Below are 15,096 nucleotides of genomic sequence, written 5' to 3' on the forward strand. Positions count from 1 at the left end.
CGACCCGCGCCCCTGAGCGCGAGGAGCCCCTGGGGTCGGGCGCCGGTGTGTCCCTGCACCGACGCCGACCCGGTCTACGTCGCGGCGAGTCCTTCCGCCGGGCTGACGCGCGCGGCCCGCCTCGCCGGGAGGACGCTGGCGAGCATCCCGGCGAGCAACGCCACCCCGACGATCATCCCGACCCTGCCCCACGGCACGGCCAGGTCGAGGGCGGTGCCCTCGGGGAGGATCGTGTGGATGCCGAGCGCGGCATACCCGATGCCCAGCAACAGCCTCAGGCCCGCGCTCACGACCGCGAGTAGTACCCCTTCGACCACCAGCATGACACGCATCTGCCCTCGCGTCAGCCCCATTCCGCGCAGCAGGGCGTGTTCGCGGTGCCGCTCGATGACGGACAGCGACAAGGTGTTGGCGATCCCGACGACGGCGATGACCACCGCGACGCCGAGCAGGGCGGTTGTGACCAGCACCATCACGTCGAGCACCTGCACGGTCTGCGCCCTCATCACCGCCGGGCCGTCAGGCGACATGGTCGCCTCGTCGGTGAGCCCGGAGAGGTCGCCCATCGTGGCCACGAGGTCGGCGTCGTCGGTCAGCCGGATCAGCACCGCGCCCGGCTCCCGGTCCGCGCCCGCGCGAGCGACCAGGTCGTCGGCGGGGATCGTCATCCGCCCGTAGCCCAGCCACAGCTCCACCACCCGGAGCTCGCGCTCACCGCCAGCTCCGGTGACCGTGACCCGGTCGCCGACCTCCAGCCCGTGGGCCAGCATGTCGCCGTCGGACAGGCCCACCATGCCCGGCCGGAGCGCGGCGACGAGCTCCTCGCTGCGCAGCACCCGGGCGCCGGTGGCCCCCTCGGCGGGCCCGAGCTCGAGGTCGGGTGGCTCGGGCGTGCGACCCTGCCACAGGACCCCACACACGCTGCCGGACGCGTCGTCAGACCTCCAGCGCGCGCACGATCGGCACGCCGACCCGGTAGGGGATGTGCAGCCAGCTCGGCGCCTCCACGACCGCGAGGTCCGCGCGCTGCCCGACGCGTACCCGCCCGACGTCGTCCCGCCGCAGCGCCCGCGCCCCACCCACGGTGGCGGCGAGCAGGGCCTCGGCGGGAGTCATACCCATGTCCCGTACCGCCATCGCGATCATCAGCGGGATCGAGGAGGAGTAGCAGGTGCCGGGGTTGCAGTCGCTCGCCAGCCCCACCGAGACCCCGGCGTCGAGCAGGCGGCGGGCGTCGGGGTAGGGCTGGCGCGTCGAGAACTCCACACCCGGCAGCAGGGTCGCCACCGTGTCGCTCCCGGCGAGCGCGTCGACGTCCTCGTCGGAGAGGAAGGTGCAGTGGTCGACACTCGCCGCGCCGAGCTCGACCGCGAGCTGGACCCCGGGACCGTGCGAGAGCTGGTTGCCGTGGACCCGCAGCTCCAGCCCGGCGTCCCTCCCCGCCTCGAGCACCCGCCGCGACTCCTCGCCGTCGAAGGCGTGCGCGCTCGCGGGCTCGCAGAAGACGTCGATCCAGCGGGCGTGCGGCGCGCACGCGGCGAGCATCTCGCCGCAGACGAGGTCGAGGTATGCCGCCCGCTCGCCGTCGCCTCGTCGGTCAGGGGGCACGACGTGGGCACCGAGGAAGGTGGTCTCGGTGGTGACCTCCCTGGCCAACCGCAGCGCCCGCGCCTCGTGCTCGGTGTCGAGACCGTAGCCGCTCTTGATCTCCACGGTCGTGGTGCCCTGCGATCGCATTTCGGCGACCCGCGCCTCGACGAGCCCCCGCAGCTCGGCGTCGGTGGCGGCCCGGGTGGCCTCCATGGTGACGGCGATGCCGCCGCCGTCATACGGCTGACCGGTCATCCGCGCCGCGAACTCCGCCGAACGGTCTCCGGCGAAGACGAGGTGGCTGTGGCTGTCGACGAAACCGGGGATCACCGCCTTGCCGCCCAGGTCGATCGCCCAGTCGGCGGCAGGAGCGTCGGTGGCCGGGCCGACCCACTCGACGACGGGAGCGCTGTCCTCACCCCCGCCTCCGATGACGATGGCCGCGTCGGGCACGACCCCGAGCCCGCGCGACAGCTCAGCCGCGGCGCCCTCGCGCGGGTCCGACACCGACTCGTCGCAGGTGACGAGCTCGCTGATACCCGTGATGAGCATGCTCATCGGATCACCTCTCCTTGATCGTGCCGTCCGCCACGTGCACCCGCCCGACGGGTCTCCCGTCGGCCGGGTGCCGTGGCCGGCTCTTAGGGCCCCCAGACGACAGGGGCGTCGCCGTAGGGATTGGCCTGCCAGTCTCCGCCGCCGTCGGCGTTGTCGTTGCCCGACCAGGTGGCGCCGACCACCTCCATCCCCTCGCCGAGAGCGATGACACAGGTGCTCGCGGTGCTTCCGGGCTCGAGGCGCTCGAACGGCTGGTTGGTGCATTCGCCGATATCCGCGCCGTCGGCCCAGATGGTGCTGGCCGCTGACCCGTCCTCGTGGACGGCACCGAGCTCGGGGTAGAGGTCGAGCTTCTCGTAGGCGCCGTCGGTCTCGATGATCTCGTGCTCGGCCCGCACGAGGTAGGGCACCTCGTCCTCGATCGGGGTCGCGAGCTCCACGCCGTCCAGGATGCCCGGATCGGCCTCGACGACCTCGATCACGGTCGTCCGCAGTTTCGCGTAGCGGTAGTAGTCGTCGTCCGGATCCGCGACCGTGGCGACCTGGAGGACGGCCGCGTCACCCAGCGCCAGCTCTTCGCCGGGCCCGGTCAGCTCGGTCGAGCCGGCGGCCGCGTCCGCGGTGGGCGACGCGACCGGAGCCGCCGAGGTCGCAGCGGCCTCCTCGGTCGGGGTGCTGGTCGCGGTGTCCTCGGCAGGAGCATCATCCGCGGCGTCCTCCGCCGTCGTCGACGGCATGGGCGTCTCCGCCGACTCTGTTTCCTCACCGCCACAGGCGAGCAGCACCAGCGTCGACCCCGCAGCCAGCGTCGTCCAGATCCTCCGTCGCACCTTCAGCATCACTGTCCTCCTCGTCGTCGGCCCCCGGGGCCCCATGGTCAGGGACGCTCGCCGCCCCCTACCGGCCAGCCTGTCACACCTGATGAGCCAGGTCCTACCTGGACGACCTCAAGACCACAGCGGCCCGATCGCCTCACGCAGCAGGCGACCCACGTCGCCCAGCCGGTGCCGGCCGCCCTCCACCACCAGCTCACCGTCGACCACCACCGTGTCGACGTCGCTCGCCGTCGCCGAGAGCACGATCTGGCCCGGCTTCGACCCGGCGGTCCGCACCGTGTCGTCACGCACGGCCACCAGGTCCGCCCGGGCTCCGACCTCGATCCGACCCGCGTCGGGCCACCCGATGCTCTCCTGAGCGGTGGCCGCGTCGACCAGGTCGGCCGGGCGCAGCCTGCCGCGCTCGAGGCTCACCAGCCGTTCGTGCATCTCCAGCGCCCTGGCCTCCTCGAGCAGGTCCACGACGGCGTGCTGATCCGAGCCGAGCGACAGGCGCGCCCCCGCCTCCCGCAGCTCGTGCGCGGGCCCGATGCCGTCGGCAAGGTCCCGCTCGGTGGTCGGGCAGAAGCAGACCCAGGAGCGGTGGCGCCCGAGCAGCGCGATGTCGTCGCCGGTGAGATGCGTCGCGTGGACCGCGCTGAGGTCGGGCCCCAGCACACCCTCGGCCTCGAGCAGCCCGGTCGGGGTCAACCCGTGCGCGGCGAGGCAGGCCTCGTTCTCGGCCGGCTGTTCCGAGAGGTGGACGTGCAGCGGCCGCCCGTTCCCCGCACCCTTCGCCACCGCGTCCACACCTGCGGCGCGCACCGGACGCGCGCTCTGCGGCATACCCGCAGCACCGCGCCTGCGGGCCCACTGCGCCACCGCACCGAGCTGATCGCGAGGCACCGCGCGGACCGAGTGGATGGCAGCCCCGACCCGCAGGTGCTCGGGCCCGCCGTCGGTGTGGTCGCGGAGGTCGTCCACCCGGAGCGCCCAGGTCAGCGCGTCACGATCGTCGAAGCGCAGCTGTGGCCCCTCCAGGTCGACATACCCAGCCCCGTCGAGACCACCTGCCAGATAACAGGTGTCGAGCAGCGTCAGCCGGATGCCCGCGTCGGCGGCCGCCTGCACCAGCGCCCGCCCCATGGCGTTGGGGTCCATGTAGCGCTTCCCACCCGGCCCGTGGTGCAGGTAGTGGAACTCGCCCACCGCCGTGATCCCAGCCAGCGCCATCTCGGCGTAGGTCGCCCGCGCGAGCGCCAGGTAGCTCTCCGGATCCAGCTGCGCCGCAACGGCATACATCCGCTCGCGCCAGGTCCAGAAGGTGCCGCCCCGATCGTGCGTGCGCCCGCGCAGCGCGCGATGGAAGGCGTGGCTGTGCGCGTTCGCGAGACCTGGGAGCACCACGCCCGGCAGCCGGTGGTCGCCAGGCTCGGCGGGTATGCCGTCACTCACCTCCGCGATCCGCCTGTCCCGCACGATGAGCCGGACGTCGGAGCGCATCCCCTCAGGGAGATAGGCCACCGCGGCGTGGAACACCTGGGCCGTGGTCATGACGGGTCCTGCGCCAGCTCGGCCAGGCAGGCCGCGAGCGCGTCCGCACCGGCGTGGCAGTCGGCGGCCTCCGCGTGCTCGGCGGGGCTGTGCGAGACCCCGCTCGGGTTGCGCACGAAGAGCATCGCCGACGGTATGCCCGCGGTCGCCAGGATGCCCGCGTCATGGCCGGCTCCGGTCCCCAGCACCGGCACGCTGAGCTCGGGCGAGGACGCGTCTCCCCGACCGGCCGCGCGGTCTGCGCGCTGCAGCACGCCCCGCAGTCGCTCCGTCAACGGGCCGTCGAAGCGCGTCGTCGGCGTCCACGACTCCTGGGTGACCGTGGCGCCGCCAGGTTCGCCGCCGCATCGCGCCGTCAGGTCACGGACCAGGCCCTCGACCTGAGCCTCGTCGGGACCGCGGGCGTCCAGCCACCCGGTGACGTGCGACGGGATGGCGTTGACCCCGCCCGGCGTCACGTGCACCTTGCCCACCGTGGCGACGCAGCCACGACGCTCGGCGGCCTCGCGTGCAGAGAGGACGAGATCGGCATACCCGAGCATGGCGTCGCGCCGGTCCTCCAGGCGCGTGGTGCCGGCGTGGTTGGCCTGCCCGGGGAAGTCGAAGCGCCACCGTCCGTGCGGCCAGATGTCGCTGGCCACGGCAACCGCGCGACCGAGGTCGACCAGCGCGCGGCCCTGCTCGACGTGCAGCTCGACGAAGCAGCCCACCCTGGCCAGCGCCTCGTCGTCGGGACCGAGGTGCTCGGGCGCGCGGCCAGCGGCGGCGAGGGCCTCGGCATACGTCATCCCGTCGGCGTCCCTGAGTGCGCGAGCACGGTCGGCGTCCAGCACGCCGGTGAGGACACGCGACCCCGCGCACGCGATCCCGAAGCGGGCGCCCTCCTCGTCGACGAAGTTGGCCACGGCGATCGGCACGGCGGGTGAGATGCCCTGTGTGCGAAGGGCATCGACGGCGACGAAAGAGCTCACGACGCCGAGCGGCCCGTCGAAGGCGCCACCGTCCGGCACCGAGTCCAGGTGCGAACCGATGACGACACCCTTGTGCCCGGCCCGCACGGCGTCGTCCACGCTGCCCGGACCGTCCCACCACCAGGCCCACTGGTTGCCGACGCGGTCCTCGACGAGGTCGAGCCCGCGCGCCTGCGCCTCCGCGGCGAACCACTCGCGCAGCGTCGCGTCTTCCCGGCTCCACGCGAAGCGCCGGTAGCCGCCGCTCGCGACCTGACCCACCGGGTCGAGGTCGGCCCACATGCGGTCGAAGCTGCGGAGGTGGTCTGCGGTGGTCACGACTCCGACTCTAGGGCGAGGACCCGCTCCAGAGGAGGGGACAGAGGGAGAGCTGTCTCGGATCCCGGACATGCCCGGTGGCCGGCACGGCCGTCGCGCCTCGGCCCAGGACTTGGGGACGGATCGAGCCGCGGCCAGGTCCCAAGCCCCACGGTGCACCCGCTGCCCCACGGATGATGTGGACCCCCATGGCTGCAGCAGTGGGGCCATCCGGCAACCGTGGGGCTATCCGGCAAGCGCGGGGCCTCTGCCAGGCATCAGGCCCGGCACACGCTTCGGCCCCGCTCACTACGCTGAGAACCCATGAGCGAGGAGCGCGTCACAGCCGCGATCGAGGCCGCCGGTCTGGAGTATGCAGTGACCCGCCACGGGCGCGTCGGCAGCCTGGAGGAGGCGGCCCGGGTCCGGGGCGTGCAGCCGCGCGACATCGTCAAGACGTTGGTGGTGCGCCGGGGCGAGGACGACTACCTCTTCGTGCTCGTGCCGGGAGACCGCGAGATCTCCTGGCCCAAGCTGCGGGCCCTGCTCGGGGTCAGCCGGCTGTCGATGCCCGCCGCGGCGACGGCCAAGGACGCCACCGGCTACGAACGAGGCACCATCACGCCGTTCGGTTCGGTCACCGCCTGGCCGGTGGTCGCCGACGCCTCGCTCACGGACGAGCCCGACCGCCGCATCTCGCTCGGCGCGGGGGCCCATGGGGTCGCCGTCACGCTCGACGCCCTCGCCACGATCGATGCTCTCGGGGCCCAGGTCGCAGACGTCACATCCCCGCCCGGCCCCGTGTGATCCGGGTGCAGGTCCAGTCGATCTCGTAGGTCCGACTCACGCCGGTCGCCCCGCGGCCCCCGCCTCGCACGAGCTGTTCAGCCTGAGCGTCCCGTGGGAGTCGACACCGTCGCCAACTCCCACGGGACCTCCCCTCAGCTCAGAAGAGCAGCAGCCCCACCGGGATCGCCAGCACCAGGCTCAGCGCCACCCGCTCGAACCACACGATGAGCAGCCGCGGGATCGACACCGGGATCTGCGTGCCGACCAGCGACGGCACCATCGCCGAGAAGAAGATGATCTGGCTCACGCAGACCACGGCGACGACATATCGCACCGACATCGCCGACTCCGCGACCAGGGCGGCGGGCAGGAACATCTCCGAGACCCCGAGCGCGGCCGCCTTGGCCACGAGCAGCGGCTCGGGGATCTGCATCGCCCAGGTGATCGGGTAGAACAGGTAGCCGAGCCAGTCGAAGACCGGGGTGTACTCCGCCAGCACCAGGCCCAGCAGCCCGATCGACAAGATGCTCGGCAGGATCGCCATGGCCATCTTGAGACCGTCGACGAAGGTGGACCAGATGGTCCGCCCGATGCCCGGGTCCGACGCGACGGTATGCCGTGCCTCCCGCCAGGCGGCGGCGAACCGGCTGCCGGTGACCTCGGTCTCGGGGTCGTGCTCGACGCCGGGCGCGGTCTCGTCCGGGATCCGCGACAGCGGAGGGAGGTGGACCGTGATCGCGGTGACGACGAAGGTGATGAGCAGGGTGGACCAGAAGTAGAGGCTCCAGTGGTCCATGAGGTCCAGCGCGCCCGCGACGACGATCATGAAGGTCGCGGACACGGTCGAGAAGCCGGTCGCGATGACCATCGCCTCGCGGCGGGTGTACTTGCCCTCGAGGTAGACCCGGTTGGTGATGAGCAGCGCCAGGGAGTAGGACCCGACGAAGCTCGCGACCGCGTCGATCGCCGAGCGTCCGGGCGTGCGGAAGAGCGGCTGCATCACCGGCCGGGCCAGGACGCCGATGAACTCCATCAGCCCGTAGCCGGTGAGCAGCGCCAGGAAGACCGCGCCGATGGGCACGAGCAGCCCCACCGGGATGACGAGCGCGTTGAGCAGGAACGGCCCCATCCCGTCGGCGAAGAGCCAGTCCGGGCCGATGCCGGAGACCAGCATCACGCCGACGACCAGGCCGACCACCCGCGCCACCGCGAAGACGGCATCGGTCGTGCTGCGCCGCCAGCTGCCGCTGACCCAGGGGTAGACCGCACCCGCGACGATGAGCGCGAGGGCATACCAGGGCAGCACCGTCGGCATCGCCTCGCGCAGCCACGACACGATGTGGTCCAGCGGGATGGTGCTGCGCTCCCCGATGGTGATCGGGACGAAGAACATCAGCACACCGATCGCCGAGTAGACGAAGAACTTCCACATCGGCACGCGCCCGCCCTCATCCGGCGCAGCGTCGTCGATGCGCCCGGTCTCGGTGGTCATCTCACTCACCCTCCTCGAATCCGACCACGGGTTTCGTCGCCATGGCATGAAGAACCATGGTCGAAATCTGCTGGTATGCCGTTACTCGCCCTCCCGCATCGGCACCCGCACGCCGCGCTCCGCGGCGACCTCGTCGGCCCGGTCGTAGCCGGCGTCGACGTGCCGGATGACGCCCATGCCGGGGTCGTTGGTCAGCACCCGCTCCAGCTTCTGTCGGGCCAGGTCGGTGCCGTCGGCGACGCTCACCTGACCGGCGTGCAGGGACCGGCCGATGCCGACGCCGCCGCCGTGGTGCAGCGACACCCAGGACGCGCCCGAGGCGGTGTTGACCATCGCGTTGAGCAGCGGCCAGTCGGCGATGGCGTCGGACCCGTCGGCCATCGCCTCGGTCTCCCGGTAGGGGCTGGCGACCGAGCCGCAGTCGAGGTGGTCGCGGCCGATGACGATCGGCGCCGACACCTCGCCGGAGGCGACCATCTCGTTGAAACGCACACCCGCCTTGTCCCGTTCTCCATACCCGAGCCAGCAGATCCGCGCGGGCAGCCCCTCGAAGGCGACCTTGTCCTGGGCACCGCGGATCCACTTCTGCAGGTGGTCGTTGTCGGGGAAGAGGTCGAGCACGGCCTGGTCGGTGGCGGCGATGTCCTTCTCGTCGCCGGACAGCGCGGCCCAGCGGAACGGGCCCTTGCCCTCGCAGAAGAGCGGCCGGATGTATGCCGGGACGAACCCGGGGAACTCGAAGGCGCGGTCGAAGCCGCCCTGGCGGGCCTCGTCACGGATGCTGTTGCCGTAGTCGAAGACCTCGGCGCCGGCGTCCATGAAGCCGACCATCGCCTCCACGTGCCTCGCCATCGACTCCTGCGCCCGGTCGGTGAACTCCTCGGGCTTCTTCTCGGCATAGTCGCGCCAGTCGGCGAGGTCGATGCCGGTCGGCAGGTAGGACAGCGGGTCGTGGGCGGAGGTCTGGTCGGTCACGACGTCGATCGCAACCCCGCGGCGCAGCAGCTCGGGGAAGATCTCCGCGGCATTGCCGACGACGCCGATCGAGACCGCCTCGCGCGCCTCCTTCGCGGCGAGCGCCCGCTCGATGCCGGCGTCCAGGGAGTTGGCGACCTCGTCGAGGTAGCGGCTCTTGACCCGCCGCCGCAGCCGCGACTCGTCGACGTCGACGACGAGGCATACCCCGCCGTTGAGGGTGACGGCGAGCGGCTGCGCGCCACCCATGCCACCGCAGCCGCCGGTGAGGGTGAGCGTCCCGGCGAGGGTGCCGTCGAACTTCTTCGCGGCGACCGCGGCGAAGGTCTCGTAGGTGCCCTGCAGGATGCCCTGGGTGCCGATGTAGATCCAGGACCCGGCGGTCATCTGCCCATACATCGTCAGCCCGAGTTGCTCGAGCCGGCGGAACTCTGGCCAGGTCGCCCAGTCGCCGACGAGGTTGGAGTTGGCGATGAGCACGCGCGGCGCCCACTCGTGGGTCTGCATGACGCCGACCGGGCGGCCGGACTGGACCAGCATGGTCTCGTCCTCGCGCAGGTCGGTGAGGGTGCGGACCATCGCGTCGAAGCTGCGCCAGTCTCGTGCGGCGCGGCCGGTGCCGCCGTAGACGACGAGGTCGTCGGGCCGCTCGGCGACCTCGGGGTCGAGATTGTTCTGCAGCATCCGCAGCGGGGCCTCGGTGGCCCAGGAGCGGGCGGTGAGCTGGGTGCCGCGGGCGGCACGGACGGGGCGGGCGCCTTCCATGGTGGTCTCCTTCGACTCGGGCTTGGGTGTGGTTCTGGCCCGACCGTCGAATTCGACCGCTGGAACTTTTGCCATGGCAGAGATTCGGGTGGTCGAATGCGGCGGTCGGGCGGGGCAGTTCCTAGCTCAGTGGGCCGGTGATCGTCTCGGCGGCAGCGCGGACGCGGCCGGAGGAGACGAGGTCGACGGCGGTCTCGATCTCGGGTGAGAGATGGCGGTCGGGGCCGGGGCCCTCGACGCCGGACTCGCGCAGCAGCGCGACGACGGCCCCGGTCGCCGGGGCAGGGGTGAGCGGTGCCCGCAGGTCGAGCGCGCGAGCGGCGGTGAGCACCTCGATCGCGAGCACCCGGGCGAGCCCGTCGACGGCGCGGCGCAGCTTGCGGGCCGCTCCCCACCCCATGCTCACGTGGTCCTCCTGCATCGCCGAGGACGGTATGGAGTCCACGCTCGCCGGGGTGGCGAGCCGCTTGAGCTCGGAGACGACGGCGGCCTGGGTGTACTGCGCGATCATGTGGCCGCTGTCGGTGCCCGGGTCGTCGGCGAGGAACGGCGGGAGGCCGTGGTTGCGGGCCACGTCGAGGAAGCGGTCGGTGCGGCGTTCGCTGATACTGGCGACGTCCGCCGCGACGATGGCGAGGAAGTCGAGCACGTGCGCGACCGGGGCGCCGTGGAAGTTGCCGTTGGACTCCACCCGACCGTCGGGGGTGACGACCGGGTTGTCGATCGCCGAGGCGAGCTCACGATCGGCGATCGTGGCGGCATACCCGCAGGTGTCGCGCGCCGAGCCGTGCACCTGGGGCGAGCAGCGCAGGGAGTAGGCGTCCTGCACCCGGGTGCACGCCTCGGTGCGGTGCGACTCGCGGATCGGGCTGTCCGCCATGAGGTGTCGCAGGTTCTTCGCCGAGCGCGCCTGGCCGAGCTGGGGCCGCAGGGCATGCAGGTCGGCGGCGAAGACGTCGTCGGTGCCGAGCTGACCCTCGACGCTCATCGCGGTGGCGACGTCGGCGGTGGCCAGCAGGTCACCCAGGTCGTGCAGGGCGAGCACGAGCATGCCCAGCATGCCGTCGGTGCCGTTGATGAGAGCCAGGCCCTCCTTCTCGGCGAGGACGACCGGGGTGATCTCCGCAGCGGCCAGCGCCTCGGCGGCCGGGAGCAGCTCCTGCGGCCCCCCTACCCAGGTGCTGCCGCCCGAGCCGGCCTCCGGTCCGAGCCGGACCATCCCCTCACCCATGACGGCCAAGGCGCAGTGCGAGAGCGGCGCGAGGTCGCCGGAGCACCCGAGCGAGCCGTGCTCGTGGACGACCGGCGTGATGCCGGCGTTGAGGAGCGCGGCATACGTCTGCGCGGTCTCGAGCCGGACGCCGGTGCGGCCGGTAGCCAGGGTCGACAGCCGCAGCAGCATGAGCGACCGGGTGACCTCGCGCTCGACCTCCGGCCCGGAGCCGGCGGCGTGGCTGCGGACCAGGCTGCGCTGCAGCTGAGCCCGCTTCTCCGGCGGGATGCTCGTGTTGGCCAAGGCGCCGAAGCCGGTGGAGATGCCGTAGTGCGGCTGGGTGTCGCTCGCCAGGTCCTCGATGATCTGGCGGGTGGCTCGGATGCCCTGTATCGCGTCGTCGGAGAGCGTGACCCGGGCGCCGTGCCGGGCGACGGCGACGACCTCGGCGTGGGTGAGGGGGCCGACGCCGACGGTCACCTCGGTCGGCAGGTCGGTGCGGGGGTGCTGGCTCATGACCACCATTGGACCGCCCGCGTCGCGCCGCGTCACCCCCGCGACCACTCGCAGCGTCTCAGATCTCAGACAGGGGACGGCACCGAGGGATCAGTCGGTCCGAGCCGTGGCGACTTCTACGCTCCGGCGCCGTGGTCACCGTCATCTGTTCATGAGCAGTCGAACGGTCCTCGATCCAGGGTCACGTCCCGCGAGCGAAACACTTTCGACTGCTCATGCCGACGGGAGCTTCGGACGAGACGCACCAGGACATGGTGAGCGGCTGACCTGCGTCGCCATCGTCACGAAGCTGGCGAGGATCCGCCGCACGTCGTCCAGCTCGTGCTCCCGCGCCTGCGCGACGATCGGATCCACCTCGTCCGGCTCGCAGTATCCGTGACCGGCATAGATGTGCAGCCGGTGCTCCAAGGAGTCTACGTCCAGCTCAGGGTGGAACTGCGTGGCATAGACGTGCTGCCCGATCCGGAACATCTGGGTCGGGCAGCCCGCTGACGAGGCCAGCAGGATCGCGCCAGGGGGCAGCACGGCGCAGGCCTCCTTGTGGCCCACGATCGCGTGGAACGGGTTCGGCATCCCCAGCAGCAGCGGGTCGATCCGCCCGTCCACCGTCAGGGAGATCTCCACCGCCGCCGGCGCCTCGCCATACCTCCGGTCGACGACGCCGCCGCAGACCTGCCCGAGCAACCCGATGCCGTAGCACGCTCCGAGGAACGGCTTGTCCGCCGCGACCACCCGCTTCACCAGCTCGCCGAGCTCGCGCTCGACACGCACCTGGACCGGTGATTTGCGCTCGTCCGAGGCGTTGAAGGGGCTGCCCCCGAGGATCAGCCCCGCGTAGTCGTCGAGGTCGATCGCAGGCATCGGCCCCGCCTCGACCCGCACCCGGTGGAGCCGGCTCTCGGGCAGCCCGCTGTAGCGCAGGAACCCGGCGTACTCGTCGTCCGCGGCGTCGTCCTCGGCGCGCGTGCCGAGCAGCAGGAAGGGCTTCACACCCGCAGAGCCTAAGGTGGCGCGGGTGAGCGAACGAACCACCGCCGAGCAGGAGCGCCTCGATGCCCGCGTCGCCGCCTTCTGGGCCGACGCGCGGATCCGCGGCAAGCTCAACCGCATCGAGGTGTATGCCGGGCAGCAGGTCAGCGACACCCTCCCGCCCCCGGCGTGGGCCTTCGGCGACGACGCGGCGAGCGCGGACCAGTTGCTCGGCCTGGTGCTGGCCGGCCGCAAGACCGCGACCGCGAGCGCCTACCGGGACTACGAGGAGGAGGCCCGGCAGCACGCCGCGGCCCTCGACGAGACCGACGCCCCCGGTGACACCCTGACCCGCACCGGCATCGACCTCGACCTCGCGCTCCCCGAGCCCGGGCTGCTCTCGATCCTCCTCGACGGCTCCGAGCGACCGCGCGCGCTCATCCAGATCACCGACGTCGAGTTATGCCGCTTCGGTGACGTCGGCGCCGAGCACGCCCGCCTCGAGGGCGAGGGCGACGGCTCGCTCGAGCACTGGCGACAGGTCCACGCGGAGTTCTTCCGGGCGAGCTCGCCGCAGGGCGAGCCGGTGGACGACGACACCCTCGTCGTGCTCGAGCGCTTCCGGGTGCTCGTCCCGGCGTCCGCGCACCGGGCCGCCCGCCGCGGTCAGCCCTGACCGCGCGACCCGGCCCGCGGGGACTCGTCCCACGGACCGGGCCGGGCTCAGTCGCCCTTGACGTTGACCAGCTGCCGGAGGGTGTGCCGGACCTCCACTCCACGCCCAGACCAGCCACTCGGCGACCTGCCGCACGACCCGGTCCATCATTTCCTCCCGGTTGAGCAGCGCATACGTCTGCGCCCACCGCATCTGCGCGATGTAGGCGTCGAACTCCGGCGTGCCCTCAGTGAGATAGGCGAGGTCCCGGTGCGGGAGGTCCACGCCTTCGCAGGCCCGCGCGGCGACCTGGATGTGCCGCTGGGCGATCCGGTTGCCGACACCCCGCGACCCGGAGTGCAGGAACAGCCAGACACCGTCCTGCTCGTCGGCGCTCACCTCGATGAAGTGGTTGCCGGAGCCGAGGGTGCCCAGCTGCAGCTCCCAGCGCCGGGCGTGCTCGGCCGGGTCGAAGCCCGCCTCCTCGGCGAGCGCGCGCAGGGTCGCCAGCCGCTGCTCGGTGTGCTCGCGGCTCACCGCCCGGTTGGCGGCGCCCGCGTGCAGCGGGATCGCCCGCTCGATCGCCTCCCGCACGGGGGCCGTCAGCTCCGCCTGCTCGCGCGTGCTCTGCTCCAGGATCGACGCCCAGTGCATGAGCGTCGGCGTCAGCTGCTCCGTCGGTCCTTTCCTTCTCGTCCGATCCGCCGCATGCGGACCGAGGAGTGACCCTAGAGCGTCGAAAAGGCGCTGCACCTGGGGTTTTCGGTATGCCTGCGCACCCCCCTGGTTCTCGCCGCAGCGGGCCGCTCCGGCATACCGCTGAGCGACTCAGCCCTCAGACGCGCACGAGCATCTTGCCGGTGTTGTCGCCGCGCAGGAGCCCGAGGAAGGCGTCGACCGCGTGCTCGATGCCGTCGACGACGGTCTCGCGGGAGCTCAGCTGCCCGGAAGACAGCCAGCCGGCGGCCCGCTCGGCGAACTCCTCCGCCAGGTCCTGGTGGTCGGAGACGAGGAAGCCGGTCATCGTGCCGCGCACCTGGATGAGCCGGGCCAGATTGCGGGGCCCGGGCGCGGGCTCAGTGTCGTTGTAGCTCGAGATCGCGCCGCAGATCGCGATCCGGCCACCCTGCCGCAGGGCCCCGATCGCGGCCTCCAGGTGCTCGCCGCCGACGTTGTCGAAGTAGACGTCGATCCCGTCGGGCGCGTGCTCGGCGAGCTGGGCGGCGACGTCGCCGTCCTTGTAGTTGAAGGCGGCGTCGAAGCCGAGCTCGTCCACGAGGTGGTCCACCTTCTCCTGGGAGCCGGCGCTGCCGATCACGCGGGACGCGCCGAGCGCCTTGGCCACCTGGCCGGCCACGCTGCCGACCGCTCCGGCGGCCCCGGAGACGAAGACGACGTCGCCCTCGCGCAGCTGCGCGACGCGGACCAGCCCGGCGTAGGCGGTGAGCCCGGTCATGCCGAGCACCCCGAGGTAGGCGGGGGCGGGCGCCGCGTCGGTGTCGACGACGCGCGCGGACTCGGCGTCCACGACGGCCTCCTCGCGCCAGCCGAGCTGGTGCAGGACGTGGTCACCCACGGCATACCCCTCGGCGCGGGACTCCTCGACGACCCCGACGGCGCCGCCCTCCATCGCCCGGCCCAGCTCGAAGGGCGCGACGTAGGACCGGGTGTCGTTCATCCGACCGCGCATGTAGGGATCGACGGAGATCAGCTCGTTGCGCACCCGCACCTGCCCGTCGGCGAGCTCGGGCAGCTCGCTCGTCGCGAGCTCGAAGTCGGACGGCTCGGGCCACCCGTGCGGGCGGGCGACGAGGCGGACCTCACGGGCGGGGGCGGACTCATCGGCTGGGGTCACTCTCGGTCTCCTCCGGTCTCGGGTGCTCTCAGGGCGGGCCTGGTTGCCAACACACGCCCCGCGCGAGGTATGCCCGGGAACC

General features: G+C 72.3%; 12 protein-coding genes and 1 pseudogene. 2 read left to right on the top strand and 11 right to left on the bottom strand.

Translation table 11 applies throughout. From position 1 onward, the window contains the following. Positions 1 to 74 precede the first annotated feature (74 nt). From AC5PYY_RS02590 to AC5PYY_RS02610, 5 genes are all read right to left on the bottom strand, one after another. On the bottom strand, positions 75 to 920 hold the full coding sequence (locus AC5PYY_RS02590; protein WP_493898248.1) for an ABC transporter permease: 846 nt from the start codon (positions 918 to 920) through the stop codon (positions 75 to 77). 16 nt (positions 921 to 936) lie between these two features. Continuing rightward, positions 937 to 2,148 (bottom strand): imidazolonepropionase, encoded by a 1,212-nt coding sequence (hutI, locus tag AC5PYY_RS02595; RefSeq protein ID WP_493898249.1) that lies wholly within the window; start codon positions 2,146 to 2,148, stop codon positions 937 to 939. A gap of 83 nt (positions 2,149 to 2,231) precedes the next feature. Continuing rightward, positions 2,232 to 2,987, bottom strand: a complete 756-nt coding sequence (locus AC5PYY_RS02600; protein WP_493898250.1) for a hypothetical protein — start codon at positions 2,985 to 2,987, stop codon at positions 2,232 to 2,234. A gap of 108 nt (positions 2,988 to 3,095) precedes the next feature. After that, positions 3,096 to 4,517: a formimidoylglutamate deiminase gene (locus tag AC5PYY_RS02605; protein ID WP_493898251.1), complete on the bottom strand. Its 1,422-nt coding sequence runs from the start codon at positions 4,515 to 4,517 to the stop codon at positions 3,096 to 3,098. Then, positions 4,514 to 5,770: an allantoate amidohydrolase gene (locus tag AC5PYY_RS02610; RefSeq protein WP_493899312.1), complete on the bottom strand. Its 1,257-nt coding sequence runs from the start codon at positions 5,768 to 5,770 to the stop codon at positions 4,514 to 4,516. The genes AC5PYY_RS02605 and AC5PYY_RS02610 overlap by 4 nt, the downstream gene beginning before the upstream one ends. 339 nt (positions 5,771 to 6,109) lie before the next feature. Here AC5PYY_RS02610 and AC5PYY_RS02615 point away from each other — a divergent pair, with 339 nt between their 5' ends. Further along, on the top strand, positions 6,110 to 6,592 hold the full coding sequence (locus AC5PYY_RS02615) for an aminoacyl-tRNA deacylase (protein WP_493898252.1): 483 nt from the start codon (positions 6,110 to 6,112) through the stop codon (positions 6,590 to 6,592). A 139-nt stretch (positions 6,593 to 6,731) separates the two neighbouring features. Here AC5PYY_RS02615 and AC5PYY_RS02620 read toward each other — a convergent pair whose 3' ends face one another. The 4 genes from AC5PYY_RS02620 to AC5PYY_RS02635 form a co-directional block, all read right to left on the bottom strand. After that, positions 6,732 to 8,066 carry a YjiH family protein gene (locus AC5PYY_RS02620; protein WP_493898253.1) on the bottom strand — a complete coding sequence of 445 codons (1,335 nt, stop codon included), beginning with the start codon at positions 8,064 to 8,066 and terminating at the stop codon, positions 6,732 to 6,734. Between the two features lie 81 nt (positions 8,067 to 8,147). Beyond that, complete coding sequence (gene hutU / locus AC5PYY_RS02625; protein ID WP_493898254.1) at positions 8,148 to 9,806, bottom strand: urocanate hydratase; 1,659 nt, start codon at positions 9,804 to 9,806, stop codon at positions 8,148 to 8,150. Positions 9,807 to 9,927: 121 nt separating this feature from the next. Then, a complete protein-coding gene (gene hutH, locus AC5PYY_RS02630) occupies positions 9,928 to 11,544 on the bottom strand; it encodes a histidine ammonia-lyase (protein ID WP_493899313.1) in 1,617 nt (538 codons plus the stop codon). Between the two features lie 204 nt (positions 11,545 to 11,748). Next, the gene (locus AC5PYY_RS02635) at positions 11,749 to 12,525 is read right to left on the bottom strand and encodes a glutamine amidotransferase (protein ID WP_493898255.1); all 777 of its coding nucleotides are present in this window, start codon (positions 12,523 to 12,525) and stop codon (positions 11,749 to 11,751) included. Between the two features lie 25 nt (positions 12,526 to 12,550). Here AC5PYY_RS02635 and AC5PYY_RS02640 point away from each other — a divergent pair, with 25 nt between their 5' ends. Continuing rightward, positions 12,551 to 13,180, top strand: coding sequence for an ASCH domain-containing protein (locus AC5PYY_RS02640; RefSeq protein WP_493898256.1), 630 nt, complete (start codon positions 12,551 to 12,553; stop codon positions 13,178 to 13,180). A gap of 111 nt (positions 13,181 to 13,291) precedes the next feature. Here AC5PYY_RS02640 and AC5PYY_RS02645 read toward each other — a convergent pair. Continuing rightward, positions 13,292 to 13,756: pseudogene (locus AC5PYY_RS02645) on the bottom strand (RtcB family protein); the annotation flags it as partial. Positions 13,757 to 13,994: 238 nt separating this feature from the next. Next, positions 13,995 to 15,014, bottom strand: a complete 1,020-nt coding sequence (locus AC5PYY_RS02650) for an NADP-dependent oxidoreductase (protein ID WP_493898257.1) — start codon at positions 15,012 to 15,014, stop codon at positions 13,995 to 13,997. Positions 15,015 to 15,096: the final 82 nt, after the last annotated feature.

This window comes from Serinicoccus sp. JS2-9 (assembly GCF_059025165.1).